The sequence below is a fragment of the Rhodococcus koreensis genome, assembly GCF_900105905.1.
Lineage (GTDB): Bacteria > Actinomycetota > Actinomycetes > Mycobacteriales > Mycobacteriaceae > Rhodococcus_F > Rhodococcus_F koreensis.
This window is the reverse complement of record NZ_FNSV01000005.1, coordinates 3,780,583-3,806,596: the sequence shown is the minus strand read 5'-3', so window position 1 is coordinate 3,806,596 and position 26,014 is coordinate 3,780,583. Positions and strand designations below refer to the sequence as shown.

Annotated in this window: 20 protein-coding genes and 1 pseudogene; 7 read left to right on the top strand and 14 right to left on the bottom strand. The window is 68.4% G+C overall.

The genetic code is table 11. From position 1 onward, the window contains the following. The first annotated feature begins 6 nt into the window (after positions 1 to 6). The gene (lhgO, locus tag BLV94_RS21820) at positions 7 to 1,212 is read left to right on the top strand and encodes an L-2-hydroxyglutarate oxidase (protein ID WP_072938905.1); all 1,206 of its coding nucleotides are present in this window, start codon (positions 7 to 9) and stop codon (positions 1,210 to 1,212) included. 4 nt (positions 1,213 to 1,216) lie between these two features. Here lhgO and BLV94_RS21815 read toward each other — a convergent pair whose 3' ends face one another. From BLV94_RS21815 to BLV94_RS21805, 3 genes are all read right to left on the bottom strand, one after another. Then, positions 1,217 to 1,813, bottom strand: a complete 597-nt coding sequence (locus tag BLV94_RS21815; RefSeq protein WP_072938902.1) for an acyl-CoA-like ligand-binding transcription factor — start codon at positions 1,811 to 1,813, stop codon at positions 1,217 to 1,219. Continuing rightward, positions 1,803 to 3,332: an MFS transporter gene (locus BLV94_RS21810; protein ID WP_072938899.1), complete on the bottom strand. Its 1,530-nt coding sequence runs from the start codon at positions 3,330 to 3,332 to the stop codon at positions 1,803 to 1,805. Before BLV94_RS21810 ends, BLV94_RS21815 begins: the two co-directional genes overlap by 11 nt. A gap of 76 nt (positions 3,333 to 3,408) precedes the next feature. Further along, on the bottom strand, positions 3,409 to 4,806 hold the full coding sequence (locus tag BLV94_RS21805; RefSeq protein WP_072938896.1) for a cytochrome P450: 1,398 nt from the start codon (positions 4,804 to 4,806) through the stop codon (positions 3,409 to 3,411). Positions 4,807 to 4,904: 98 nt separating this feature from the next. On the opposite strand from BLV94_RS21805, the gene BLV94_RS21800 reads away from it, so the two are divergent. Further along, positions 4,905 to 5,489 (top strand): TetR/AcrR family transcriptional regulator, encoded by a 585-nt coding sequence (locus BLV94_RS21800; protein ID WP_072938894.1) that lies wholly within the window; start codon positions 4,905 to 4,907, stop codon positions 5,487 to 5,489. Between the two features lie 115 nt (positions 5,490 to 5,604). Next, on the top strand, positions 5,605 to 6,387 hold the full coding sequence (locus BLV94_RS21795; protein WP_072938892.1) for a class II aldolase/adducin family protein: 783 nt from the start codon (positions 5,605 to 5,607) through the stop codon (positions 6,385 to 6,387). A 28-nt stretch (positions 6,388 to 6,415) separates the two neighbouring features. Here the strand turns inward: BLV94_RS21795 and BLV94_RS21790 are convergent, their stop codons facing one another. The 3 genes and pseudogenes from BLV94_RS21790 to BLV94_RS21780 form a co-directional block, all read right to left on the bottom strand. Further along, a complete protein-coding gene (locus tag BLV94_RS21790) occupies positions 6,416 to 7,375 on the bottom strand; it encodes a C-terminal binding protein (RefSeq protein ID WP_072938890.1) in 960 nt (319 codons plus the stop codon). Further along, positions 7,372 to 8,007, bottom strand: a complete 636-nt coding sequence (locus tag BLV94_RS21785) for a TetR/AcrR family transcriptional regulator (RefSeq protein WP_072938888.1) — start codon at positions 8,005 to 8,007, stop codon at positions 7,372 to 7,374. The genes BLV94_RS21790 and BLV94_RS21785 overlap by 4 nt, the downstream gene beginning before the upstream one ends. Positions 8,008 to 8,130: 123 nt before the next feature. Further along, a pseudogene (locus BLV94_RS21780) lies at positions 8,131 to 9,597 on the bottom strand (sodium:solute symporter family protein); the annotation flags it as partial. Positions 9,598 to 9,800: 203 nt separating this feature from the next. Between BLV94_RS21780 and BLV94_RS21775 the strand changes: the two are divergent. After that, positions 9,801 to 10,691, top strand: a complete 891-nt coding sequence (locus BLV94_RS21775; RefSeq protein ID WP_072938885.1) for a LysR family transcriptional regulator — start codon at positions 9,801 to 9,803, stop codon at positions 10,689 to 10,691. Between the two features lie 7 nt (positions 10,692 to 10,698). On the opposite strand, the gene BLV94_RS21770 is transcribed toward BLV94_RS21775, so the two are convergent. Genes BLV94_RS21770 through BLV94_RS21760 form a run of 3 tightly spaced genes read right to left on the bottom strand, consistent with a single transcriptional unit; the run spans position 10,699 to position 13,711 of the window. After that, complete coding sequence (locus tag BLV94_RS21770; RefSeq protein ID WP_072938882.1) at positions 10,699 to 11,361, bottom strand: IclR family transcriptional regulator; 663 nt, start codon at positions 11,359 to 11,361, stop codon at positions 10,699 to 10,701. Between the two features lie 37 nt (positions 11,362 to 11,398). After that, entirely contained in the window at positions 11,399 to 12,547 is a 1,149-nt protein-coding gene (locus BLV94_RS21765; protein ID WP_072938879.1) for a CaiB/BaiF CoA transferase family protein, read from the bottom strand. Positions 12,548 to 12,559: 12 nt separating this feature from the next. Further along, positions 12,560 to 13,711: an acyl-CoA dehydrogenase family protein gene (locus tag BLV94_RS21760; protein ID WP_072938876.1), complete on the bottom strand. Its 1,152-nt coding sequence runs from the start codon at positions 13,709 to 13,711 to the stop codon at positions 12,560 to 12,562. A 184-nt stretch (positions 13,712 to 13,895) separates the two neighbouring features. Between BLV94_RS21760 and BLV94_RS21755 the strand changes: the two genes are divergently transcribed. Further along, entirely contained in the window at positions 13,896 to 14,270 is a 375-nt protein-coding gene (locus BLV94_RS21755; protein WP_072938874.1) for a hypothetical protein, read from the top strand. Between the two features lie 79 nt (positions 14,271 to 14,349). Here the strand turns inward: BLV94_RS21755 and cspE are convergent, their stop codons facing one another. Further along, positions 14,350 to 14,553 (bottom strand): transcription antiterminator/RNA stability regulator CspE, encoded by a 204-nt coding sequence (gene cspE / locus BLV94_RS21750; RefSeq protein ID WP_005244612.1) that lies wholly within the window; start codon positions 14,551 to 14,553, stop codon positions 14,350 to 14,352. A 230-nt stretch (positions 14,554 to 14,783) separates the two neighbouring features. Between cspE and BLV94_RS21745 the strand changes: the two genes are divergently transcribed. Beyond that, entirely contained in the window at positions 14,784 to 15,617 is an 834-nt protein-coding gene (locus tag BLV94_RS21745; RefSeq protein WP_072939527.1) for an alpha/beta fold hydrolase, read from the top strand. A 21-nt stretch (positions 15,618 to 15,638) separates the two neighbouring features. On the opposite strand, the gene hutG is transcribed toward BLV94_RS21745, so the two are convergent. The 4 genes from hutG to BLV94_RS21725 are packed head-to-tail and all read right to left on the bottom strand — an operon-like array spanning position 15,639 to position 21,041. Next, on the bottom strand, positions 15,639 to 16,601 hold the full coding sequence (hutG, locus tag BLV94_RS21740; RefSeq protein ID WP_072938871.1) for a formimidoylglutamase: 963 nt from the start codon (positions 16,599 to 16,601) through the stop codon (positions 15,639 to 15,641). Beyond that, the gene (hutI, locus tag BLV94_RS21735; protein ID WP_072939525.1) at positions 16,598 to 17,821 is read right to left on the bottom strand and encodes an imidazolonepropionase; all 1,224 of its coding nucleotides are present in this window, start codon (positions 17,819 to 17,821) and stop codon (positions 16,598 to 16,600) included. The genes hutG and hutI overlap by 4 nt, the downstream gene beginning before the upstream one ends. Before the next feature lie 47 nt (positions 17,822 to 17,868). Beyond that, positions 17,869 to 19,545: a urocanate hydratase gene (gene hutU, locus BLV94_RS21730; protein WP_072938868.1), complete on the bottom strand. Its 1,677-nt coding sequence runs from the start codon at positions 19,543 to 19,545 to the stop codon at positions 17,869 to 17,871. A 59-nt stretch (positions 19,546 to 19,604) separates the two neighbouring features. Beyond that, positions 19,605 to 21,041 carry a purine-cytosine permease family protein gene (locus BLV94_RS21725; RefSeq protein WP_072938865.1) on the bottom strand — a complete coding sequence of 479 codons (1,437 nt, stop codon included), beginning with the start codon at positions 21,039 to 21,041 and terminating at the stop codon, positions 19,605 to 19,607. Positions 21,042 to 21,268: 227 nt separating this feature from the next. Between BLV94_RS21725 and BLV94_RS21720 the strand changes: the two genes are divergently transcribed. After that, a complete protein-coding gene (locus BLV94_RS21720) occupies positions 21,269 to 25,963 on the top strand; it encodes an NAD-glutamate dehydrogenase (RefSeq protein ID WP_072938863.1) in 4,695 nt (1,564 codons plus the stop codon). The last annotated feature ends 51 nt before the right edge of the window (positions 25,964 to 26,014 follow it).

The window sequence follows — 26,014 nt, the reverse complement described above, 5'->3', positions numbered from 1 at the left end:
GTGCTCATGGCGAAGGTTCGTGCGGCCGTCATCGGCGGCGGCATCATCGGTCTGGCGGTCGCCCGGGAACTTCTGCACCGGATGGACGCCGTCGAGGTGACGCTGTTCGAGAAGGAAACGCGGGTCGCGGCCCACCAGACCGGGCACAACAGCGGCGTCGTCCACGCCGGTCTGTACTACCCGCCGGGCAGCCTCAAGGCGCGCCTGTGCCGCCGCGGCGTCACCCTCCTGCAGCAGTACGCGCAGGACAAGGGTGTGGCCTACGAGGAGTGCGGCAAAGTGGTGGTCGCCCACGACGCGTCCGAAGTGGGCCGGATGGACGCCATCTTCGACCGGGCGGTGGCCAACGGGGTTCCCGGTATCCGCAAGATCGCGGGGGCGGAGATCCCCGAGATCGAACCGCACGCCCGCGGGGTCGCCGCCGTGCACTCGCCGCACACCGCGATCATCGACTACGTGGCGATCGCGGAGGCCCTCGCCGCGGACATCGCCGCGGCGGGGGGACGCGTGCTGCTCGGCCGGGAGGTCGTGGGTCTGGACAGCCGGGCGTCGGAAACGGTGGTCACCACCGGGCACGGCAGTGAGGTCTTCGACCTGGTGGTCACGTGCGCCGGACTGCAGTCCGACCGGGTGGCGCTGCTGTCGGGTGAACCGCGAACCCCCCGGGTGGTGCCGTTCTTCGGCGACTACTTCCTGCTCGAGCCGGAGCGGTCCTCACTCGTGAAGGGGCTGATCTACCCGGTCCCGGATCCTCGGTACCCGTTCCTCGGTGTCCACCTCACCAAGCGGATCGACGGGCGAATCATGCTCGGGCCGAACGCTTTTCTCTCCCTCGGGCGGGAGGCGTACGACCGTCGGGGGTGGTCGGCATCGGACGTGGTGTCCGCGGTCGGGTTTCCCGGATTCTGGCGGTTCGCCGCGCACAACACCGCGGCGGCGGTCCGCGAGGCCCGCACCGTCCTCAGTACGGGCCAGTTCGTGAAGGAGGCGCAGAAGTATGTGCCCGACCTGCGCCGCTCCGACGTCACCCGCGGCCCCCGGGGCATTCGCGCCCAGGCGATGAACGCCGACGGCAGCCTCGAGGACGACTTCGTCATCACCGGGGGGCACCGCGTGATCCACGTCCGGAACGCGCCCTCCCCGGGTGCGACGTCGTCGCTCGCCATCGCCGAACACGTCGTGACGGAAGTTCTCGAACGCACGACCACGTGACGGTCTACGACGTGGTGTCCCGCCCGAGCGGCAGCCCGTCCTCGAGGAATTCCAGTGCGCGCAGGGCGAGCGGCAGATTCCCCGGCAGCAGATCGACCACACCGAGGACGACGCCGACGATGGCCCCGGCGAGCGCGCGGACCTCGAAGTCGTCGGCGGTGCGCCCGACCCTGCGCGCCGTGACGCCCGCGATCATGTCGATGCTGCGCACCATCTCCTGCATGATGGCCCCGCGCAGTTCCGGGACCGAATACATCAGTTCCTGACGCGTCCGCTCGAACTCCATGTCCGCCTCGGACAGACCGGCGAACACGGACTCGGCGGCCTTCCGGAACGCGGTGATCAGCGGGACGTCCGGCGGCTGCGCCTCGATGGCCTCGATCATGGGCGGATCGAGATCGTCGGCGAGGACCAGTTGTTCCTTGGTGGGGAAGTACCGGAAGAACGTGCTCGGCGACACGTCCGCGGCCTCCGCGATCTGCTCGATCGTGGTGTCGGCGTAGCCCTGTTCGTGGAACAGCCGAAACGCCTCGGCGCGGATGGTCAGCCGGGTGCGCGCCTTCTTCCGCTCCCGGAGGCCTGGTCGGGCATCAGTGGACATGTACCGATTCTGACTCATCCTGCGCAGGGACCGGGGTATCGCGGGGCGTGAAACGCGCTGCGAGCACGACCGCGACGGCGCAGATTCCCGCGCAGATCCACAGCATGAGGCTCATCCCGGAGACGAAAGACGCCTGGACGTGCTCGAGCATCGACGGGTCGCCGGTTGCCTTGGCCACCGCGACGCCGGCGTTGACGCCGTCGCGGACCGGATTCACGTCCAGTTCGCCCAGTTCGGACCGGTACCGGGTGGCGAGGACGGTGCCGAGCACCGCGACCCCGATCGTGCCGCCCGCCTGTCGCAGCGCCTGGATCAGTGCCGAGCCGGAACCGGACCGTTCAGCCGACAACGCCCCGAGGGCGGCACCCATCGCCGCCGGCATCACGAAACCCATTCCCGCGCCGACGAGTGCGATCCATGTCGCGGTGAACCAGTACGCGGAATCGATGGACGTCAGGGCGCCGGTCGCGAGACCCGCGGTGAGCAGTGCGAACCCGATGACGATGACCGGCCGGGCGCCGGCCCGCCGAAGCAGTTGGTCGCAGAGCCGGGTGCCGACCAGCAGTCCGCCGATCAACGGCAGCAGGCGGAGGCCGCTGCCCAGCGCGTCCACTCCGAGCACGGCCTGAAAGTACTGCGGCACCGTAAAGAACAGCCCGAACATCCCGAAGTTGACGAGCGTCGTGAAGATCGTGCCCCAGCGGAATCCTGGGCTGGCGAACAACGACGTGTCGATCAGCGGATGCCGTGACCGCCGTTCCCACATCGCGAACAGCCCGAGCACGACCACGGACGCCGCGATCGACGTCAAGGCCAGTGCGTCGCCCCAGCCGTCCTGGCCGGCCTTGATGAAACCATAAGTGAGGCTGAGCAACCCGAGCGACGACAACACGGCGCCGAGGTAGTCGGTGGTCGACCGCTCCTCGCTACGCGATTCCGGCACCAGGGTTGCGACGGCGATCGCGCCGACGACGACCAGGGGCACGTTGATCAGGAACACCGATCCCCACCAGAAGTGCCCGAGCAGCCAGCCGCCGAGGATCGGACCGAGGGGCAGTCCGATCGCGGTGGACGTCACCCAGATGGTCAGTGCCCGCGACCGTTCGTCGGCGTCGGCGTCGGGGAACAGGACGGGCAGCACCGCCATCGACAGCGGCATCATCACCGCGGCTCCCAGCCCCAGCAAAGTGCGTCCGGCGATCAGCTGACCCGACGTGCTCGCGTAGCTGCAGAGCAGCGACGCGGCACCGAACAGGACGAGTGCGCCGAGCAGCAGTTTCTTGCGGCCGTACCGGTCGCCGAGTGCCCCGGCAGGCAGGAGAGCCGCGGCGAGGACCAGCGTGTATGCGGAACTGAACCACTGCAATTGCGAGTTGTCCGCTCCGAGATCGACCGCCAGCGTGGGCAGCGCCACCGTCAGGACCGTGATGTCGAGACCGATGGTCAGCATGGCCACGGACAGGGCGCCGAGCGCCCACCAGCGGCGCGGGGTGACTTCGATGACCGTCGTTTCACTCATGACAGCTCCACTCGAAAGGAAGTTACTATATTTTGATAGTAACTCTCACTTTGTGGCTGTCAAGGGGCGGCAGTGCTCAGCGTCGGCGTAACTGCAGCGTGAATCCCTCCGGCATGAGGGTGAGCCGCTCGGCGACCTTCAGGCGGTAGCCGGGGTCGCCCGCGATGTCGTACCGGCGCAGGATCGTGCCGAGAACCAGCACCGCCTCGTGGAGGGCGAACTGCCGTCCGATGCAGGCGCGCTCGCCGGTCCCGAACGGCTTGTACACGTGCGCGGGACGGGACCGGATGCGCTCGGGCAGGAAATGGTCGGGGTCGAACGCCTCCGGGTCGTCACCCCACACGGGGTCGCGGTGCAGCGCGGGTATGAGGACGAGGACCCAGTCGCCGACCTTCATCGGGTACGTGCCGACGAGGGTCGTGTCGACCGTCGCCTCCCGGCCGTACGCGGGCGCCGTCGGCCACAGCCGCAACGATTCGTCCAGCACCCGGCGCACGTAGCGGAGCTTGGCGACCTGCTCGAACGCGGGTTCCTCGTCGCCCCACACCGCATCGACCTCCGCCTGAGCCTTCGCGAGGACGTCGGGATGCCGCGACAGGTAGTACAGGGCGAAGGACAGTGCACCGGAGGTCGTTTCGTGTCCGGCGACCAGGAACGTCACCACCTGGTGGCGGATGTTCAACTCGTCGATCCGGTGGGGGTCGTTCTCCCGGGCCGCCCGCAGCATGAGTTCGAGCAGGTCCTCGGGGCCGGCCTCGGCGCTGTCGCGGCGGGCGCGGATCACCTCGTCGACGACCTCGGCCATGTGTTCCAGGTTGGCGACGTTGCGGCGATCCGACCGCCGGACCAGCAGGCGTCCGAGCGCCGTCGACTTCACGAACGTGGTGCGCTGCGAATGGCTGAGCGCGCCGACCATTGCCTGCACGAATGGGTGCGGGCGCTCGCGTCGGAAGGAATCGAAGGAATAGCTGAACCCCGTCCGGCCGATGGTCTCGAGCGTCAGCTTCGTCATGTCGGACGACACGTCGACGGGGGAGTCGCCCACGCGCTCGTCCCAGTGCTCCGTCAGTTCGCCGGCAACGTCGAGCATCGTGCGGTGATACGAGCGCATCGCGGATTTCGTGAACGCCGGTGCGAGGAGGTTGTGTGCCTTGCCCCAGTTCGGCTCGTGGTTGTACGCGGTGAACAACCCGTCGCCGCCGACCTCACGCAGCGACGCGACGCCGGGTGCCAGGTGCTTCGCGAACCGGGATTCGTCGGAGAGTTCCGCGACCATGTCGGCGCCGGAGGCGAACACGAACCGGTTGCCGAGAATGTCGCGTTCGAAGATGGGCCCGAGTTTTCTGCCGATCTCCATCGAATTCTGCACGGGAGTGCGGATGCTGATCCCGAACACGTCGCCGAAGACGGGAAGCCGCCATCGGGGATGCGGAATCGTCGCCTCCGCTGTGCTGTGCAGTGATCCGACGCTCATTGTCGACCCCCGTGTCGATGTGGCCCGCGTTACTGAATTGATGTCTAGTACGCAAGGTACGCCTTACTGAACCGGTGTCAAGCAGTACGGTGGCTGGCATGACCAGCGCCCGCCGTCGACTCGCCCCGGAGCAGCGGCGCGCGCAGTTGCTTGACATCGGCGCGCGGTTGTTCGCGGACCGCCCCTACGAGGATGTCTGGATCGAGGAGGTCGCGGAACTCGCTGAGGTGTCGCGCGGATTGATGTACCACTACTTCCCGACGAAGCGGGATTTCTTCGCCGCGATCGTCGAACGCGAATCCGAACGACTCCTCGACGTGACGGCCCCCGACTCCACACTCCCCGTCGAGGAACAGGTCGCGGCCGGACTCGACGCGTACTTCGAGCACGTCGCGAGCCACCGGCACGGAGTCCGGGCCATCAACCGCGGCGCGCTGTCGGCCGACGCCGACATCCGGGCCATCGTCGACCGGGAACTAGACGCGCAGCAGCGCCGCATCGTCGACGCGCTCGATCCGCCCGCCGGCGAGCGCGAACTCGTCGGCGTCGCCGTGCGCGGCTGGATCGCCTTCGTCCGCGCCGTCTGCATGGACTGGCTCGACCACCCCTCGATCGCCGAGAGCGAGCTACGGGAACTCTGCCTCCGCTCGCTGCGGGGCATGCTGAGTGGACGGCTCGACTGAGCCGCTCGTCTCGACGACGTCAACATGTCGATCACGTGTAGCCAAACACTGGCACTTAAATAAATCAGTTGATATATTTAAGCCGAAATCCGTTCCGTGATCAAGGAGATCCCGCATGAGTGCACCCACTGTTACGTCGCAGGGCCGAACGAATCCGGTGAAGACCGAGACGGAACTGCGTCGTGAACTCGCGGCGGTGTACCGACTGCTCGCGCATTTCAAGATGACCGACCTGATCTTCACGCACGTCTCGGTCCGGCTGCCCGGGCCCGAACATCACTTCCTCATCAACCCGTACGGCCTGCTCTTCGAGGAGATCACCGCCTCCAACCTGGTGAAGATCGGACTCGACGGCGAACTCGTCGAACCATCCGAATATCACGTCAACCCTGCGGGATTCGTGATCCACGGCGCGATCCACGAGGCCCGGACGGACGCGCAGTGCGTGCTGCACACCCACACGAAGGCCGGGTGCGCGGTGGCCGCGCAGGAGCAGGGCCTGCTGCCGCTGAACCAGATCTCGATGGAGTTCTACAACCGGGTCGGCTACCACGACTACGAGGGCATCGCCCTCAACACGGCCGAGCGGGTGCGGTTGGTCGAGGACCTGCGCGATCACCCCGCGATGATCCTGCGCAATCACGGACTGCTCACCGTCGGCGAGTCCGCCGCCGAGGCGTTTCTGCGAATGTTTTACCTGGAGAAGGCGTGTGACATCCAGATCGCCGCCCAGGCGTCGGGCGACCTGCGCGTTCCATCGCCCGAGATCGCCGAGCATACGGCGCGGCAGTTCGCCGGCGAGGCCACCGACGACTTCGCCGACGACCAGGCCTACGAGATGGCGTGGGCGGCGCTGCTGCGGATGCTGGACCGGACCGCCCCCGAGTACAAGGACTGAACAGCGCCACAAGGACTGACAGGGGCAATCACATCCCCGGTGGGGCAACGACTCCCACCGGGGATGCGCCCGTCAGGACCGCGGCGACGTTGCGCGCCGACTGCTCCGCCAGCGTGCGCGCGACCTGCGGCGAGTACCACGCGGCGTGCGGGGTGATCACGAGGTTGGGGATGTGCAAGATCGGATCATCCTGTGCGGGAGGTTCGTTCGGAAGGACGTCGACGGCAGCACCGGCCAGGTGCCCGCTGCGCAGTGTGGCTCCGAGCGCGTCGTGGTCGACGAGTCCGCCGCGGGAGACGTTCACCAGATACCCGCCGCGCCGCATCGTCGCCAGCGCACGCTCGTCGATCAGCCCCTGCGTCTCGGGGGTCAGGGGAACGTGCAGACTCAATACGTCGGAGCGGCGCAGTAGTTCCTCGAACCCGACCACCTCGATGCCGTCGGCCGCCAGTTCCGCGGTGCGGTCGCTCAGCCCGCGACCGCTGACGAGCACGGTCATCCCCACCGTCCGGGCCCGCACCGCGAGCGCGCCGGCGATCCGGCCGAAGCCGTAGAGGCCCAGCACGGTTCCCGCGATGCGCCGCGGTGGTGCGGCCGTGACGTCCCACCCGCCGGCGCGTACGGAGCCGTCGAGGGTGTGGGTGGATCGGATCAGTCCGAGGGCGAGCGCGAACGCGTGGTCCGCGACCTCCTCGGTGCAGTAGTCCACTGCCCGCGTGACCCACAGGCCGCGTTCGTGCGCCGCCGACACCGGCAGGTGGTCGTACCCGGCGGAGGTGGCCGACAGTAGTCGCAGGTCCGGGAGTGCCGACAGGTGACGCGGCTCGAGTCCGGTGTTTTCCGGACCCACCAGCAGGGCGACGACACCCGGTCCGGACGGGAACTCGGACTGATGAATCACCTCCGCGGAAATACCCGCGGCGGCAAGAGAATCGGACAGCACTTCGGCCGGGATGAAGCCGTCGAGGACGACGACACGGTCGGTCATGTGCCCACCGCTCCCGCTTCTTCGGTGGTGCGTCGCACGGCGGCGTCGACGCAGCGCGCGGCCGCGTCCCCGGTGCTGATCGCTTCCATCACAACGGGATCCAGGATGGCCTGCAGTGCAAGCCCGTCGGTCAGCGCCACCAGTGCGACGGTGACGGCGTCCGTGTCGAGGTCGGCGGAGACGATGCCCTCCCGCTGTGCGGCGACGACCGCCTCGCGCACGACGCCGCGCCAGCGGGCGAGGAAGCCCGCGATCTCACCGCGGGCCGTGTCCTCGGCCGCCCCCTCCGCATAGAAGAACAGGAAGACGCGGGTCATCGCGAGTCGGCGTTCGTCGAGCGGCAGGATGCTGGCGGTGATGTTCCGCAGCTTCTCGATCGGACCGGCGCCCTCCTCCTCGAGGATCGCCCGGTACAGGTCGCCCTGGATGTCGCCGGCCCGGCGAAGCGCCCCGAGGAGCAGTTCGTGCCGGGACCCGAAGTAGTGGTTCAACACTCCGGTCGACCATCCGCTCTCCTCCGCCACCGCCCGCGTGGTGACGGCGGAGATTCCCTCCCTGGCGATCAACGCGAGAACGGCGTCGGCGAGCGTTTGTCTCCGCTCGTCGTGGTCGACGATCTTCGGCACGATCATTCCTCCCGCTCGTGCGCACTCACCCTCGTGCGCCGGTGTCCCTCAGGCTATCGGTGTCGATGTGCTCGCGACGCTCGGTGTCGATGTGCTCGCACCGCTCGGTGTCGATGTGCTCGCGACGCTCGGTGCCGGGACCGGAACCGGCTCTTCCTCGTCCTTTCCCGACACTCGCGCGTTCCACACCGACATCACGTTCGCCGGGGTGGGTTCGGTGAACAGGCTGGTCGCGACGAATACCACCAGGGCGCTGACGAGTCCCACGTACACCGGTTCGTTCGCCATGACGTCGCCGACGACGAACATCGTGGCGATGGTCGCGAGGGTGCCCACCGCCATGGCCGCCATCGCGGCCGTTCCCGTGGCGCGCTTCCAGACCAGTCCGCCGAGGATGGGGACGAGGAGTCCGCCGACCAGGATGTCGTAGGCGATCGTCAGCGCGGAGACGATGTCGTTGATGAGCGCGGCGATCACGATGCTGACGAGGCCGATCACGATCACGTAGAGACGGTTGCCGCGCACGTCGGCTTCCGGGTCGGACGTGTCCAGTTCGGGCCGGGTACGGCCGAAGATCTGGGCGACCAGCGGAAGGACGTCCTGCCGGGCGACCGTGGCGGTCGCGATCAGCGCGCCGGACGCGGTCGACATCATCGCGGCCACCGCGGCGGCGAGGACGATGCCGCTGAGGCCGACGGGCAGGACGTGGACTGCGACGTCGGCGTACACGTCGTCGGACGAACCGATGTCGGGCATGAGGGCGGATGCGGCCAGACCGATCAGCGCGCCCGCGACGCCGTACAGCAGGCAGTAGATGCCGGCGGTGACGCCGCCCCACCGTGCGACCTCCGGCGACTTCGCGGTGAACACGCGCTGCCAGATGTCCTGTCCGATGAGGATGCCGAGGGTGTAGACGACGAAGAACGTGATGATGGTGCCGGTGCCGATGGTGCCGAGCCCGAGTGCCTGTTCGCCCACGCGTTCTTTGATGCCGGCGTACCCGCCCGCCTTGCTCCACGTGAACGGCAGCAGCAGGACGAAGACGCCGATGGTCTTGATGACGAACTGGACGACGTCGGTGAGCGTGATCGACCACATGCCGCCCATCGCGGAGTAGGCCACGACGATGAGGCCGCCGAGGACCACCGACAGCGTCCGGTCGAAGCCGAACAGCACGTTGAAGATGGTGGCGTAGGCGATCGTGGACGTGACGGTGAGCATCAGGGTGTACGCCATCATCACGAGACCGGACGCGCCGGTGGCGTCGATGCCGTAGCGGAGTTTGAGCATCCCCGAGACGGTGTAGACCTTCAGGCGCTGAATCCGCGCCGCGAAGAGCAGGCTGAGCAGCAGCACGCCGGCGGCGATCGACACGACCAGCCACATTCCGGAGATGCCGTACTTGTAGCCGAGGCCGACGCCGCCGACGGTGGAGGCGCCGCCGATGACGACGGCCGCCATCGTGCTGGTGTAGAGGACTCCGCCGAGGCGGCGGCCTGCGACGAGGTATTCGCTGGAGTTGCTCGCCCGGCGTTTGCCCCACCAGCCGAACGCGAGCATCGCGCCCAGGTAGAGCAGGATGATGGTGATGTCCATGATGCGTCCTTCACGTGTCCTAGCGGATCGGTGATGACGGGCGCGGGTCCCGTCGGTGCCGGTCTCGTCAGACCGTTGCCCTAGACGGTAGGAGAACATTGACGTGAAATAAATCACTTGATACAAATAATCACTTCAGAAAATCGTGAAGTAATGGTGCGAGCCAGCTCACACCCTGTTTTCGACCCCGCCGGAGGAGCACGATGCGCAGTTCGCTGCCCGATCTGAAGCTCCTCCAGATCTTCGCGGCCGTCGTCCGTCACCAGGGGTTCGCGCCCGCGCAGCAGGAACTCGGACTGTCGGCGTCGGCGATCAGCACGTACATGAGTCAGCTCGAACGCCACCTCGGCATCGTGCTGTGCCACCGCGGCCGGGGCGGATTCGGTCTCACCAGCAAGGGCGAGCTCTACCACAAGGAATGCCTCCGCATCCTGGGGGAGCTCGAGGGCTTCGAACGCTACGGCGCCGCGCTGCAGGGCGAACTGCGGGGCACCCTCACCATCGGGGTTCTCGATTCCACCGTCACCGACGCCACCCTGCCGCTCGCCGACGTGATCGGCGTGTTCAGCAAGGACCATCCCGCCGTCTACCTCGACCTCAAGATCCAGACCCCGCACGAACTGCAGGTCGGGGTGCTCGACGACCGGATCGACGTCGCGGTCGGCGCGTTCGCCTCACCGATGAACGGCCTCGTCTCCCAGGCGCTGCACCGGGAACAGCACTGGCTGTACTGCAGCGACAAGCATCCGCTGTTCGGCAGGAAGCGGGTGCCGCCCGAGGTCATCACGCAACAGAGGATGGTGACCCGGGGCTACTGGTCCGAGCAGGAACTCGCCCGCCAGGGATTCCCGCAACCCTCGGCGACGGTGGAGAACATGGAGGCGCAACTCATCCTCGTGCTGTCCGGCGCCTACATCGGATACCTGCCCGAGCACTACGCGGAGTACTGGGTGGACCGGAACCGGCTGCGCCCGATCCTGCCCGCGTCGTTCGGCTATCAGGCGCCGTTCTCGCTGATCTACCGGCGCGGCCGGGCCCGCGAACCGATGGTCCTCACGTTCCGCGAGTTCGTCCGGACCAGCATGGACAGCTGACCGTCGCTCACTCGGTGGGGGAGCCAAGTTCCGCCGACAGCGCACGGCAATGTTCGACCAGGACGAGACCGTGCTGTGCGCACAGCGCGTCGTCGAGGCGGAACGACGGCCCGATGACGCTGAGCGCGCCCACGATCCGCCCCACCGCGTCGTAGATGGGGGCCGCCACACCCGTCGACTGGTCCTCGATGGTGTCGTGGGCGATCGCGTATCCCTCGCTCTGGAGGTCGCCCCGCAGCGCGGCGCCGACGGCCGTGCCCTCGAGCGGCACCGTCTGCCCCACCCAACCCATGTGCCGGATGGCGTGGGTGCCCTCGATCTGCGCGAGATACAGGGCGGTGCCCTTCGGGCCGTGGGTCGACAGGTACGTGGATTCGCGGGTTCCCTCCGCGATCGCGACCATCGCGGGCCGGGCCCGGGACAGCAGCTGGTTGTCGCTGATCGCCCGGGCGCCGATCTGGAGAAGTCGCGGTCCGGCCCGGTAGACGTTGTCGTCGCCGCGGACCAGGAACTCGCTCTGCTCCATGCTGCGGATCAGGCGCAGCGCGGTACTCGTGGCGAGGCCGGCGGCCTTCGCGGCGTCGCCGAGCGTCAACCCGCCCTGCTCGGTGATCGCGCCGAGCAGTTCGAAGGTGCGGCTCGCGCTGCGGGTCACATCTCCGGGGGCCATGGGTTCTCTCCTGACGGTCGCGGGTGTCGGCGTGAATCTACCGTGACGCGATCTCGGACAGCAGGGGCTGCCGGTGTTCGTCGAGCAGCGGGCTGCGGCGGACCCCGGGGCGTGCGCTGTCGCCGAACACGACCGGCTGCCGCACGTAGTCGATGGTTCCCGCGACGGGATGCTCGAACGATTCGACGAGTCCCCGGTGCCTGCTCTGCTCGGACGACAACGCCTGTTCGACGTTCCAGATCTCGGAGCCCGCCAGTCCGGCCGCGCCGAGGATCGCGACCACCTCGGCGACCGTCTTGTCCTTCGCCCAGATCTCGATCTCGGTGCGCAGGGCGGGTTCGTGATCGGTGCGGGAGGTGTCGTCCGCGAAACGGTTGTCGCCGAGAAGATCTGCGCGATCCATGGTGTGCGCGAGCTTCTCGAACCCGGACTGGCTGGCGACGGCGAGGACGAACAGGCCGTCCGACGCCCGGTACGTGTCGAACGGGGTGGACACGGGATGGCGATTTCCCACGCCTGCCGGCGCGACCCCGGAGGCCTGCAACTGACTGTGCGCGGTGGGCAGCATGGCCAGCATGCTGTCGAACATGGCGACGTCGAGGTGTTGCCCCACACCCGATTCCCGGGTGCCGACGAGGGCGGAGCTGATGCCCCACGCCGCGAACAGGCCCGCGACGAGGTCTCCGAACGATTCACCGAGCCGGGTCGGCCCGGATTCGGGGGAACCGGTGATGCTCATGATCCCCGACATCGCCTGCACGACGAGGTCGTACGCGGCCGCACCCGCGAGCGGCCCGTCCTGCCCGAAACCAGAGATGGACGCGTACACCAGCCGGGGGTTGCGGGCGTGGACGGTGTCGTAGTCGATGCCGAGCCGGGTGGTCACGCCGGGCCGGAAGTTCTCGACGAGGACGTCTGCCGTGTCGAGGAGGTCGAGCAGGACGGCGCGATCCGCTTCGTCCTTGAGATTGAGTGCCAGTGAGCGCTTTCCACGGTTCAGCACGTTGAAATAGATGCTCTCGCCGTCGCGGAACGGGCCGAGGTGCCGCGAGTCCTCGCCGGCGGCGGGCTCGATCTTGACGACGTCGGCGCCGGCGTCCGCGAGCAGCGCCGTGCAGTACGGCCCGGCCAGAACACGGGAGAGATCGACGACGCGGATGCCGTCGAGGGGAGGCAGGGTAGGCATAACGAGCCCTTCTCAGAATTCGGTCGAGCGCGGCGACGGCGCGTTGGCGGCGATGGTGAGCAGCTGGATCTGCGAGGTGCCCTCGAAGATCCGGAGGATCCGGCAGTCGCGGTAGAGGCGTTCGATCTCGGATTCGCGCATGAACCCGGCGCCGCCGTGAATCTGCACGGTCTGGTCGACGATCGAGAAGCAGGCCTCCGTCGCCACGTACTTCGACACCGAAGCGGCGCGGCGCAGGTCCGCTCCGGCGTCCTTCACGTCCGCCGCCCAGTCTGCGGTGACCCGGGAGGCGACGAGTTGTGCGTCGCACGCACCCAGCAGCAACTGGATCGCCTGGAATTCGGCGATGGGGTGTCCGAACTGTTTGCGCTCGGCCGCGTAGGACCGGCCCAGTTCCCAAGCACGCAGCGCGATTCCGTTCGCCATCGCGGCCACGTCGATGCGGGCGCGGTTGAGGGCGGCGAGTGCGATGTTGCCGCCGCGCCCCTCCGTTCCCACCACCGCGTCGTGGGGCAGCACCACGTCGTCGAGGTACACGGTGTAGGTGGGCGCCGATCGGATGCCCAGCTTGTCCTGCGGCTCCGAGTAACTCACGCCGGGAGTGCCCTGGGGGAGGACGAACGCGGTGATGCCACGGAAGCCGGCGGACGGATCGGTCTTGGCGAAGAGGACGACCAGGTCGGCCTCCTTGGCGTTGGAGATGTACGTCTTCGACCCCGACAGGTGCCACCCGTCGTCCTCGCGCCGCGCCGTCGTGCGCATCGACGCGATGTCGGAGCCGGCGTCCGGTTCGGTGAGGGCGAACCCGGCGAGCAGTTCCCCGGACGCGAGGCGGGGCAGCCACCGGTGCTTCTGCTCCTCGGTGCCGCCGACAAGGATCGGCTCGAGCCCCAGGTAGTGCGCGGTGTAGATCGAGGCGAGGGCGGCGTCGGTGCGGGCCACCTCCTCGATGGCGATCAGCTGCGTCTTGGTGGACATGCCCAGTCCGCCGAATTCCTCGGGCACCGAGATCCCCATGAGGTCCTGTTCGCCCAGTCGCTTCACCAGTTCCGCCGGGAACTCCCGCCTCTCGTCCCGGAAGGCCGCGCCGGGGTGGATCTCACGGTTGGCGAAGGCGCGCACTGCGCCGCGGAACTCGGCGGCATCGAGCAGCTGATCGGTCACGGGAACTCCTGTCGGAGGATCGAAATTGCCATCTAGTGAAATAGCAATGCCACTTGGTGGCATATCGACTATGAAGGAGAATGCCGAATTTGTCCAGAGGTGCCGGTGTCCGACGCACACGAGGGGGTACTCGACGAAGGACGGACAGCGCACATCCCGTCCGGCAGGGCAGGGGGAGGCAAGAATGCGTGCGATCACACGAGGGATCGTCATCGTGGGAACCGCGATCGGTGCCGCACTCGTCGGCGCAGGGACTTGCGTGGCCCAACCCCCGGTACCGTCCGGCACCTATCAGGGAACGACCACCGCACCCGCGGGAGAGTTGATCTGGAAGGGGAAGACCTTTCAGGGCGACACGGTCGTCAACAACTTCGCGTTCGGACTGACCGGACTCGCGGGCACGACTTCGCAGGACGGGAACGGAAACACCGTCATCGACTACAGCCCATCAGGTCTGGGGTTCCTGACCGACAGGATCTCCCCCAACGCCGACGGGAGTTACACCGGGGCCGTCTACGTGGGCGGCAGCCAGGTGGGAAGTTTCGGCCTCTCGAGATAGCTGTCCCGGGGCCTGCTACGACAACGAGGCCGCACCGCTCGGGTGCGACCTCGTCGTCACAGTGTCATCGGGGCGTCGGTCAGACGGCCCGCACGTTTTGGGCCTGCGGGCCCTTCTGGCCCTGTCCGACCTCGAACTCCACCCGCTGGTTCTCCTCCAGCGACTTGTAGCCGCTGCCCGAGATCTCGGAGTAGTGAACGAACACGTCCGCGCTACCGTCGTCCGGCGCGATGAATCCGAAGCCCTTCTCGCTGTTGAACCACTTCACAACACCCTGCGCCATACCGTTCACTCCCTGAGTTGCCGCCCGGGATCTCACATCGAGATCCCGTTCGCGTAAATCTCATCCTGTCATCTAGCCGCGCGTGCTTCCAGTGGTAGGCCCACGAATCCTCCGGATCCTGGGCTCCGGGGAGGTCATGGGCGAGAAATTTTCCCCACATGACCGATGATTCTGCCCGTCGGGGGCGGTCCTACCTGCGACCGATGATCACCTGCAACGAGGAGAACTCGATGAATTCCGCATCGACCGCCACCACCCACGCCCGGACCCTCGACGTTCCCGGTGCCAGGCTGTACTACGAGGTACGGGGCTCGGGTCCCGTCGTGGTGCTCGTCGGCGCCCCGATGGACGCCGACTCCTTCGCGCCCGCGGCCGATCTGCTGGCCGCCGGATACACTGTGCTCACGACGGACCCGCGGGGCATCCGCCGCAGCCCGGTCGACGACCGCGACCGCGATTCCACCCCGGAGATGCGCGCCGACGACCTCGCCCGGTTGCTGATGCACCTCGACGCAGGCCCCGCCGTGGTGTTCGGTTCCAGCGGCGGCGCCGTCAGCGCGCTCGCGCTCGTGCAGGCGCATCCCGACCTGGTGCACACCGTGGTGGCTCACGAGCCGCCGCTGGACGAACTGCTCGACGACCGCGAGCAACTGCGCGTGAAGACCGACGAGATCATCGACGCCCACCTCGGCGGGGACGTCGCAGGGGCGTGGAGGAAGTTCCTGGACCTGGCGAACATCCACCTGCCCGAGGAGGTGTTCCAGCAGATGGTCGGGGGTGAGCGGGACGAGCAGACCGAGGCCGACGAGTACTTCCAGCACGCGCACATGCTGCGCCCGACCACCCGCTGGTGCCCGGACGTCGCCGCGCTGCGCTCGGCGTCCACCCGCGTCGTGGTCGGGATCGGCGAGGAGTCGGGAGGTCAACTCTGCGACCGGACGTCGCGGGCGCTCGCCGCCGAACTGGGCGTCGAGCCCACACTGTTCCCGGGTGATCACATCGGCTTCGCCCACGACCCGGCCGCGTTCGTCACCCGCCTGCGCGCAGTGCTGCGGGAGGGCTGAGCGCAGGCTCCCCGGGCGATCTCAGCCCACGATCGGAATGCGCTTCGTGGCGATCCGGTGGATGAATCGGGCGGCGGTGCGGGCGGTGCGGTTGTCGATGTCGAACGATGGATTGAGCTCGGCGACATCGACAACCGCGAGCTTTCCGCTGGCGGCGACCGCGTCGCACACGAATTGAATCGTCTCCGCGGGCACGCCGTACGCTGCGGGAGCGCTCACTCCCGGCGCGACCGCGGCGGGGAGGACGTCGAGGTCGATGGTGAGGTAGACGAGATCGACGTCCGACAGGAACTCGCTGACGAACACGGCCACCCGGTGCCGGTCGGAGACCGAGCACTCATCGTCCAGGAGGTACCGGACGTCGTACCCGCGTGCGGTGTCGAACAGCGCGGTGGTGTTGCTCGGCTGGCTGATGCCGAGCACGGAGTACTGCAGGGTGGTGCCCGCCGCGTGTTCCCGTTCGAGGATCTGCCGGAACGGTGTGCCCGAACTCGGCACCGGATCGGACCGCAGGTCGAAGTGCGCGTCCAGGTTCAGGATTCCGACCCGTTTGCGCGGGGTCCGGACCGCCGCCTGCGCCAGACCGAGGTACGTCCCGAACGCCACCTCGTGGCCGCCGCCGAGGACCACCGGGAACTGGCCGGCGTCGAGCGTCGCGGCAACCACCGCGCCCAGCGCCTCCTGCCCGGCTTCGAGGCGATTGTCGGTGACCGCGACGGTGCCGGCGTCATACGCGCGGAGCGGCTCGGCGAGCGCCATAGACGACAGCGCGCTCCGCAGCGCGTCCGGACCGCGGGACGCCCCGCGGCGCCCCTTGTTCCGTTCCACGCCCTCGTCGCTGGAGAATCCGATGAACACGCAGGCGCCCGGCTCGGCGCCGTCCCGGAGCGGGGTCACCGCCTGGTGCCAGCGGAGGTGGTGACTCGACGTGCCGTCCATCCTGCCGACCCAAGGGGGTGGCGGTATCAACAGGTTCTCCATCATCGCAATGCCCTCGCTTTCTCGTGACCGACGTGCGCGGACCAGGCGAGTTCGCCGCCCCGCCACACATCGCTGACCAGGGGGACGCCGGGCCGGTAGGCCAGGTGCAGGTACGACGGCGCGTCGAGGGAGAGGGCATCGGCCCGCGCTCCGGGACGCAGGACCCCGACGTCGGCGCGTTGCAGCGCGCGGGCGCCGCCCGCCGTCGCCGCCCAGATCGCTTCGTCCGGGGTCATGTGCATGTCCCGCACCGCGATCGCGATGCAGAACGGCAGGCTGGTGGTGTAGCTGGTGCCGGGGTTGCAGTCCGCGCCCAGCGCGATCGTGACCCCGGCGTCGAGCAGGGCCCGGGCATCGGGGTACTTGTTGCGGGTCGAGAAATCCGCGCCGGGCAGGAGGGTCGCCACCGTCGAACTCTGCGCCAGCGCGTCGATGTCGGCCTGCGTGGTGTAGCAGACGTGGTCGACGGACGCGGCGCCGAGTTCGACGGCGAGCTGGACTCCGGGCCCCTCGCGGAGCTGGTTGCCGTGGACGCGGGGGATCAGTCCCTTCGCCATTCCGGCGGTGAGCACGGCGTGCGCCTGATCGCGGTCGAACGCGCCGGTCTCGCAGAACACGTCGATCCATTTCGCCTGCGGTGCACAGGCATCGATCATCTCCGAGCACACCATGGCGACGTAGTCGTCGGCGCGGCCCGCGTACTCCGGCGGCGGAACGTGAGCGGCGAGCAGCGTCACCTCGTCGGTGAGGGACGCCGCAATCCGCGTGCTGCGCAGTTCGTGCGCGACCGTCTGCCCGTAGCCGGTCTTGCACTCCACCGTGGTGCTGCCCGACCGCAGCGACTCGTCCAGCAGTCGCCGCGTGTTCGCCTGCAGTTCTTCGTCGGTGGCGTTCCGCGTCGCCTCGATCGTGTTGCGGATGCCACCCGCCGCGTACGGCTGCCCGGCCATGCGGGCGGCGAATTCCTCCGCGCGTTCCCCGCCGAACACCAGGTGCGAGTGGCTTTCGACGAAGCCCGGCAGCACCGCCCGGCCGTCGAGGTCGTGCCCGACGTCCGCGGCGGGCGCCGCGTCGGTGCTGCCGACCCAGGCCACCACGCCGCCGTCGAAGACGACGGCGGCGTCGCGGATCAGCCCGAGCGGACCTTCCCCCACTGTCGGGTCGTTGGTCACCAGGGTGCCGATGCCGGTCAGCGCTGTGGAGCGGGAGGTGTTCGCTGTCACTGCTGTTCCTTCCAGTGGTTCGAAGATACGGTCGCTCGGGCGGATGGTCATCCCTCGGACATCGGCACGCGGACGCCGCGCTCGCGGGCGACGTCGGCGGCGTGGTCGTAGCCGGCGTCGACGTGCCGGATGACGCCCATGCCGGGGTCGTTGGTCAGGACCCGCTCCAACTTCTCCGCGGCCAGGTCGGTGCCGTCCGCGATGCACACCTGACCGGCGTGGATGGACCGGCCCATGCCGACCCCGCCGCCCTGGTGGATGGACACCCACGACGCGCCCGACGCGGTGTTGACGAGCGCGTTGAGCAGCGGCCAGTCGGCGATCGCGTCGGAGCCGTCGAGCATCGACTCGGTCTCACGGTACGGCGACGCGACGGATCCGGAATCGAGGTGATCGCGACCGATGGCGACGGGCGCCGACAGCTCACCGGACGCCACCATCTCGTTGAACTTCAGGCCGGCCTTGTGCCGTTCGCCGTAGCCGAGCCAGCAGATCCGGGCCGGCAGACCCTCGAACGCCACCTTTTCGCCTGCCATCGTGATCCAGCGCTTGAGGTGCTCGTTCTCGGGGAACAGTTCGAGGATCGCCTTGTCGGTGGCCTCGATGTCCTTCGGGTCGCCCGACAGCGCGGCCCAGCGGAACGGGCCGAGGCCCTCCTCGAACAGCGGACGGATGTAGGCCGGCACGAATCCGGGGAAGTCGAACGCGCGGTTGTAGCCGGCCTTGCGGGCCTCGTCACGGATGGAGTTGCCGTAGTCGAACACCTCGGCGCCCTTGTCGAGGAAGCCGACCATCGCGGCGACGTGGCGGGCCATCGACGCGCGGGAGTCCTCGGTGAACTTCACCGGGTCCTTGTCGGCCATCGCTTTCATGTCGGCGAAGTCGATGCCGAGCGGCAGGTACGACAGCGGGTCGTGTGCCGACGTCTGGTCGGTGACGATGTCGATGGGGGCGTTCATGGCCAGCAGTTCGGGGAAGATCTCGGCGGCGTTGCCCTCGAGCCCGATGGACAGCGGACGCTTCGCGTCGCGGGCCTCGATCGCCAGACGCAGGGCGTCGTGGATGTCGGTGGCCTTGGTGTCGAGGTACTTGTGCGCGATCCGGCGGTCGATGCGGGTGACGTCGCAGTCGACGCAGATCGCGACGCCGTCGTTCATCGTCACGGCGAGGGGCTGGGCGCCGCCCATGCCGCCGAGGCCCGCGGTCAGGGTGATGGTGCCGGCGAGCGAGCCGCCGAAGCGCTTCCGGCCGACCGCGCCGAACGTCTCGTACGTGCCCTGCAGGATGCCCTGCGTGCCGATGTAGATCCACGACCCGGCCGTCATCTGCCCGTACATGATCAGTCCGAGGGCGTCGAGCTTGCGGAACTCCTCCCAGTTGGCCCAGTCGCCCACCAGGTTCGAGTTCGCGAGCAGGACGCGGGGCGCCCACTCGCTGGTGCGGAACACACCGACCGGCTTGCCGGACTGCACCAGCATCGTCTCGTCCGACTTCAGGGTCTTCAGCGTGCGGACCATCGCGTCGAACGCTTCCCAGCTGCGCGCGGCCTTGCCGGTGCCGCCGTAGACGACGAGCGAGTCGGGGTGCTCGGCGACCTCGGGGTCGAGGTTGTTCATCAGCATGCGCAGGGCGCCTTCTTGCTGCCAGCCGAGGGTCGTCAGTTCGGTGCCGCGGGGCGCCGACACGTGGCGGGGTCCGGAAACCGGAGGCGTCGTGGTGGTCATGTCGTGTACTCCTTGATGGTCGAACGAGAGAGGTGGAAGAGTTTGGGGGTCAGCGTGATTCACTGTCGTGTGTCAGCCATGGCGGTGTGTTCCGGGTAGATCATGGCCGGGGGCGGGTTGCTGCTGCGCCGTGCGAGCGGGTAGTAGATCGCGGCGGTGAAGACGATGCCGACGATCCAGGAGATGTCCGCGCCGCCCAGCATGTCCGTCACCGGGCCGGTGTAGAGCTTCTGCGCGAGGAACGGGATCTGCGCGACGACGCCGATGGCGTAGCAGCTCATCGCGGTCTTGTTCCAGCGGCCGTAGCGGCCCGCCGGGTCGTACAGGGCCGGGATGTCCACGCGCTCCTTGGAGATGAGGTAGTAGTCGATCAGGTTGATGGCGCTCCAGGGCGTGAAGACCATCAGCAGCACGAGGACGAAGTTCTTGAAGTTGTTGAGGAAGTCGGCGCTGGCACCGATCGCGATCAGCATCGACACCGCGACGAACCCGATGATGTACAGGGTGCGGGCCCGGGACGAGATGCGCGACTGCCCGTTGAACGCGGTCACGGTGGTCAGGATCGACATGAATCCGCCGTACGCATTGAGGCAGTTGACGGTGAGCTTCCCGACCAGGATCACCAGGTAGATCATCAGGGCGATGACGGCGGGTCCGGCGAGTTCGCCGATGAAGCCGACCTGGTCGCTGAGGAACGCGTCGCCGGCGACGGCGGCGACGAGCGCGCCCAGCGTCATCGACCACTGCGAGCCGATCACGCTGCCCGCGAACGTCGACCAGAACGTCGTCCGCTCGCTCGTCGAGCGCGGCAGGTAGCGGGAGTAGTCCGCGACGTACGGTCCGAACGTCAACTGCCAGCCGGCTCCGAGCGAGATCGCGAGGAGGAACGTGACGATGTCGAAGCCCTTGATCCCGACGAACGCGGCCACGTCGTACTCGGCGAACAAGCGGATCAGCAGGTAGGTGAAGCCGATGATGCCGACGACGGTCGCGACCTTGCCGACCACGTGGATGAGCTTGTACCCGGTCACCGCCACGAACGCGGTCATCGCGCCGAAGATGAGGATGCCGACGGTGGCGTTGTCGATGTGGAGGATCTCGTTCACGGCCTGACCGGCGAGGACGCTGCCGGTCGCGGCGAAGCCGAGATACATCAGGACGACCAGGACGAGCGGGAGCACGGCGCCGAGGACGCCGAACTGGGCCCGGCTCGAGATCATCTGCGGCAGACCGAGGCGCGGCCCCTGAGCGGAGTGCAACGCCATGACGGCACCGCCGAAGACGTTGCCGATCAGCAGGCCCACGATGGCCCACAGCGCGTCCGCGCCGAAGACGACTGCCAGGGCGCCGTCCACGATCGCGGTGATCTGCATGTTGGCGCCGAACCAGAGCGTGAACTGGCTGCGCGGAGATCCGTGGCGCTCGTCGTCCGGGACGACGTCGATGGTGCGACGCTCCGGCGCGAGGCTGATCTCGGGAGGTCCCTCGTGTGTCATAGGCCTGTTCTCTCTGTGACGAGTCCGGCAGCTTCTGGTCGGTCCCGGGTGCTCTGTCCCATGTCCTGAATCCAGTGTGCTCTGACTCACGTTTTTTATCGCCTTAGATGTATAGTCCTGTATAGACAACCCCCTGTCAAGCGTTCTCCACGGACCCAGCCGAGAAGCGTGCCGGCCCGCCACTGCACCAGCCGGGAGTCCCGATGCTCCCGACGGAAGGTACTGACATGAGAGTAATTTCGACGTCCTCACATCCGCTCGAGCGCGATGAGCAGCTGTTTTCCGATCACGAGGCGCGCGAGCGCTTCCTCGACCTCTACCTCCGCACCGCAGGTCACCCCTACGCCGACAACGCGGATCCCGAGGCACGTGATCGGATCGCGAACACACATCTCGAGACGGGGCGGCACCGGATCCCCGGGACCGCGGTCGTGCGCGGAATCGACGCCGCGGACCCCAGCGGGATCGGACCCGCCGTGCAGATCGTCACCGACGACATGGCGCTGCTCGTCGAATCGGTACTCCTCACCGCGGCCAGGGTCGGCGCCCCCATCGAGGAGGCACTGCACCCGGTCGTTGCCGCCCGCCGCACGGAGTCGGGCACCCTCACCGACGTGCGTCCGGCCACCGAACCGGGGACGGCGGAGTCCTGGATCCACGTGGGACTTCGCTCCGACACCGGCGAGACGGTCGTCGCCGCACTCGTCGAATCCCTGACCGCCGTCCTCGCCGACGTGCGCCGGGTCAACACGGACCTGGCGCGCATGCGCGAACTCCAGACCCAGGTGTCCGGGCAACTCGACGCGCAGGCAGGCCAGGACGCGCTGTCCGAAGAACTCCGCGAGGCCGCCGACTTCCTGCGCTGGTGCGAAGCGGGCAACTTCACCGTCCTCGGATACGCGCGGTACGGCGCCGACGGCGCACCCCGGGAAGGTCTCGGCGTTCTCCACGACCGGGAGGGCGACCGTGCACCGGCCACCGATGCCGGTCCCGTCCTCGCGATCGGGCAGGCGGCGCTTCCGGTGTCCGTGCACCGTTCGTCGTATCCGTCCTTCGTCGGTGTCCGGGCCGCAGGGGAGGAGCACCGCTTCGTCGGCGTGTTCACGCCCGCGGGCAGGCACGAGAACGTCCTGGACATCCCGGGTGCGGGCCGCCGGGTGCGGGCCCTGCTCGACCGCGCCGGCTTCGATATCGATTCCTTCTCCGGACAGGCCGTGCTGCAGGTCGTGCAGGCGCTGCCGCTGACCGAGTTGTTCGCAGCGAGCCCGGACTCGCTGCATTCGGCCCTCACCGAGGTCGCCGGCATCACCGCGCGCGAACACATCCACCTCTTCCTGCGCACGGACGTCCCCGGCGACAGCATGTCGGCGCTGGTGTTCATCCCTCGCGACCGGTACAACACGCGGACGCGCCTGGTGGCCCAGCAGGTCCTCCTGGACGAGTTGAACGGCACCGCCGTCGAATACACCACGAACGTGTCCGAGTACCCGCTGGCGATGGTGCATTTCACGATGCGCGTTCCTTCGGACACCGAGGTGACGGACACACGGCGACTGGACATTCAGCGCCGGATCGCCAGGGCCTGCCGGACCTGGGAAGACCGATTCCGCACGGGCGGCGACGACGAACTCGGCGCCGCGTTCGAACGCGAACTCCTCGCGCACTATTCGGAGAACTTCCCCGCGGTGTACAAGCACGACTTCGACGCCCGGCGCGCCCGGACCGACGTCGCGGTGTTCGAGACACTGACGGACGGCGCGATCGAGACGCGACTCGACACGCAGGCCGCCGACTGGCGTTTCACCTTCTTCGTCGGCGGCGCCCCCGCCTCGCTCAGCGACGTGCTGCCGATCCTGCAGAGCATGGGCGTCGCGGTCCTCGACGAGCGCCCGTACACGGTCGCGAACAGCCGCGGAACCGTGTGCTGGATGTACGAATTCGGGATTCGCCACACAGCGGCCGGGCCGGTGGACGACGCACTGCCGCACCGCTTCACGGAGACGTTCGCCGCGGCCTGGGAATCCCGTGCGGAGACCGACAGTTTCAACGAACTCGTACTCCGGGCGGGCCTGGATTGGCGGGAGGTGGAGGTGCTGCGGGCGTACGCGCGTTACCTCCGGCAGGGCGGGTTCCCGTACAGCCAGAACCACATCGCGACGGTCCTCGGGGATCACCCGGAGATCTCGCAGGCGCTGATCCGGCTGTTCGCCGCGAGGTTCGATCCGGACGCCGCGGAGGAGTCCGGCGAACTGGTCGGCTCGCTGGAAACGGCGATCGGCGACGTGCTCGGCCTCGACGCCGACCGCATCCTGCGCGCCTACCTCAACGTGGTCCTCGCGACCCTGCGCACCAACCGCTACGTTCGTACGGGCCGGGAACGGGAGGTCCTGTCGTTCAAATTCGATCCGCAGCGGATCCCCGAATTGCCGCAGCCGCGGCCCCGTTTCGAGATCTACGTGTACTCGCCGTGGGTCGAGGGTGTGCACATGCGGTTCGGCGCCGTCGCGCGAGGCGGCCTGCGGTGGTCCGACCGCAAGGAGGATTTCCGCACCGAGGTGCTCGGCCTGGTGAAGGCGCAGGCAGTCAAGAACTCGGTGATCGTGCCCGTCGGCGCGAAGGGCGGGTTCATCGTCACGCGTCCGCCGGCACCCACCGGCGACCCGGCGCGGGATCGGGACGCGCAGCGCGCCGAGGGTGTGCGCTGCTACCGCAGCTTCATCAGCGGACTGCTCGACGTCACCGACAACGTGGACCTCGCGAGCGGCGCCGTGATCCCGGCGCCCCGGGTGGTGCGGCACGACGGAGACGACACCTACCTCGTCGTCGCCGCGGACAAGGGCACCGCGACGTTCTCCGACATCGCGAACGACGTTGCGGCGCAGTACGGGTTCTGGCTCGGTGACGCATTCGCGTCCGGCGGATCCGTCGGGTACGACCACAAGGCGCTCGGCATCACCGCCCGCGGCGCGTGGGAGAGCGTGAAACGGCACTTCCGGGAGATGGGGGTCGACACCCAGTCGGAGGAGTTCACCGCCGTCGGGATCGGCGACATGAGCGGCGACGTGTTCGGCAACGGAATGCTGGCCAGCCCGCACATCCGGCTCGTCGCCGCATTCGATCACCGGCACGTGTTCCTCGACCCGAATCCCGACGCGGCCACCTCCTTCGCGGAACGGGAACGCCTGTTCGCGATGCCGCGGTCGTCGTGGGCGGACTATGCGCCCGACCTGATCAGCGCGGGCGGCGGTGTGTGGGAACGGTCGAGGAAGAGCGTTCCGGTCAGCGACGAGGCGCGGCGCGCGCTCGGGCTGGCGCCCGGGACCACCGAACTGTCACCACCCGACCTGGTTCGAGCGATCCTGCGGGCACCGGTGGATCTGCTGTGGAACGGCGGGATCGGGACGTACGTGAAGGCGGGCACCGAAACCCACCTCGACGTGGGGGACAAGGGCAACGACGGCGTGCGGGTGGACGGCGCCGACGTCCGGGCGCGGGTGATCGGTGAGGGCGGCAACCTCGGCCTCACCCAGCTGGGACGCATCGAATTCTCCCGCAACGGCGGGCGGATCAACACGGACGCTCTCGACAACTCGGCGGGTGTGGACTGCTCCGACCACGAGGTCAACATCAAGGTCCTGCTCGACGCCCTGGTCAGCGGCGGCCGTCTCGCCGCCGAGGACCGCGCGGGTCTGCTCGCCGAGATGTCCGGGGAGGTGTCGCGTCTCGTGCTGTCCGACAACGTCGCCCAGAACGACGTGCTCGGCACGAGCCGGGCCGACGCCGCCGCGTCCCTCGCGGTGCACGGACGGCTCATCGGCCACCTGGAGGGCCGCTACGGTCTGGACCGCGCCATCGAGGTGCTGCCGTCCCGGAAGGAGATCGCCGCCCGGGAACGCGCGGAGGCGGGACTCACCTCGCCGGAACTCGCGACGCTCATGGCGCACGTCAAACTGGCGCTGAAATCGGACCTGCTCGCCGGCGACCTGCCCGACAGCCCGGCGTTCGCGGACGCCCTCGCCGGGTACTTCCCGCGCAGACTCCGGGAGTCGTTCGGTGACGCCATCGGCGAACACCCGCTGCGCCGGGAGATCGTCGCGACGGTCCTCACCAACGACGTCGTCGACAACGGCGGCATCACGTACGCCTTCCGGCTGGGGGAGGAGGCCGGTGCGAGCGGCGCCGACGCCGTGCGCGCGTTCGCGGTGGTCTCGGAGGTGTTCGACCTGCCGTCGCTGCGCCGCGACATCCGGGACGCCGACCTCGACGCCGCGCTCTCGGACGAGTTGACGCTGTTCACCCGGCGGCTGCTCGACCGGGCGTCGCGGTGGATGCTCACCCGCAGGCCCCAGCCGCTGGCGGTCGGGGCGGAGATCAGCCGATTCCGTGACCGGGTCGCGGACCTGACACCGCACGTCGCGGGCTGGCTGTGCGGCGAGGACTCGGAGAGTCTCCGCAGCCGCACGGCGGCGCTGGTGGCCCGCGGTGTCCCCGCCGACCTGGCCGGGCGCGTCCAACTGCTGCTCGATCGGTTCGCGCTGCTCGACATCGTCGAGATCGCCGACATCACCCAACGCGACCCCCGCGAGGTGGCCGAGGTGTACTACCGGCTCGGGGAGTGCCTCGGCCTGGTTCACCTCCTGGTCGGGGTCTCGCAGCTGGGACGGGGTACGCGGTGGAACGCGCTGGCCCGGTTGTCCTTGCGCGACGAGTTGTACGACACGGTGCGGGCCCTGTGCCTCGACGTGATCGCGGGCAGCGAAGTCGCGGACACGGCGGAACAGAAGATCGGGGAGTGGGAGGACCGCAACGCCGCCCGGCTGGCGCGGGCCCGCCACACGCTCGACGCCGTCACGGAATCGGGTGAGCACGACCTGGCCGCCCTGTCCGTCGCGACCAGGCAACTCCGCAGCATGGTGAGGTGACGTCGGGCGCACCGCGCGGTTGCGGCTTACCCGTGCAGTCGGCCGATAGAC

Bases quoted from the DNA above. Each gene is read 5' to 3' on its own strand.
- lhgO (WP_072938905.1), top strand. From the start codon at position 7: ATGGCGAAGGTTCGTGCGGCCGTCATCGGCGGCGGCATCATCGGTCTG.
- BLV94_RS21815 (WP_072938902.1), bottom strand. From the start codon at position 1,813: ATGTCCACTGATGCCCGACCAGGCCTCCGGGAGCGGAAGAAGGCGCGC.
- BLV94_RS21810 (WP_072938899.1), bottom strand. From the start codon at position 3,332: ATGAGTGAAACGACGGTCATCGAAGTCACCCCGCGCCGCTGGTGGGCG.
- BLV94_RS21805 (WP_072938896.1), bottom strand. From the start codon at position 4,806: ATGAGCGTCGGATCACTGCACAGCACAGCGGAGGCGACGATTCCGCAT.
- BLV94_RS21800 (WP_072938894.1), top strand. From the start codon at position 4,905: ATGACCAGCGCCCGCCGTCGACTCGCCCCGGAGCAGCGGCGCGCGCAG.
- BLV94_RS21795 (WP_072938892.1), top strand. From the start codon at position 5,605: ATGAGTGCACCCACTGTTACGTCGCAGGGCCGAACGAATCCGGTGAAG.
- BLV94_RS21790 (WP_072938890.1), bottom strand. From the start codon at position 7,375: ATGACCGACCGTGTCGTCGTCCTCGACGGCTTCATCCCGGCCGAAGTG.
- BLV94_RS21785 (WP_072938888.1), bottom strand. From the start codon at position 8,007: ATGATCGTGCCGAAGATCGTCGACCACGACGAGCGGAGACAAACGCTC.
- BLV94_RS21775 (WP_072938885.1), top strand. From the start codon at position 9,801: ATGCGCAGTTCGCTGCCCGATCTGAAGCTCCTCCAGATCTTCGCGGCC.
- BLV94_RS21770 (WP_072938882.1), bottom strand. From the start codon at position 11,361: ATGGCCCCCGGAGATGTGACCCGCAGCGCGAGCCGCACCTTCGAACTG.
- BLV94_RS21765 (WP_072938879.1), bottom strand. From the start codon at position 12,547: ATGCCTACCCTGCCTCCCCTCGACGGCATCCGCGTCGTCGATCTCTCC.
- BLV94_RS21755 (WP_072938874.1), top strand. From the start codon at position 13,896: ATGCGTGCGATCACACGAGGGATCGTCATCGTGGGAACCGCGATCGGT.
- cspE (WP_005244612.1), bottom strand. From the start codon at position 14,553: ATGGCGCAGGGTGTTGTGAAGTGGTTCAACAGCGAGAAGGGCTTCGGA.
- BLV94_RS21745 (WP_072939527.1), top strand. From the start codon at position 14,784: ATGAATTCCGCATCGACCGCCACCACCCACGCCCGGACCCTCGACGTT.
- hutG (WP_072938871.1), bottom strand. From the start codon at position 16,601: ATGATGGAGAACCTGTTGATACCGCCACCCCCTTGGGTCGGCAGGATG.
- hutU (WP_072938868.1), bottom strand. From the start codon at position 19,545: ATGACCACCACGACGCCTCCGGTTTCCGGACCCCGCCACGTGTCGGCG.
- BLV94_RS21725 (WP_072938865.1), bottom strand. From the start codon at position 21,041: ATGACACACGAGGGACCTCCCGAGATCAGCCTCGCGCCGGAGCGTCGC.
- BLV94_RS21720 (WP_072938863.1), top strand. From the start codon at position 21,269: ATGAGAGTAATTTCGACGTCCTCACATCCGCTCGAGCGCGATGAGCAG.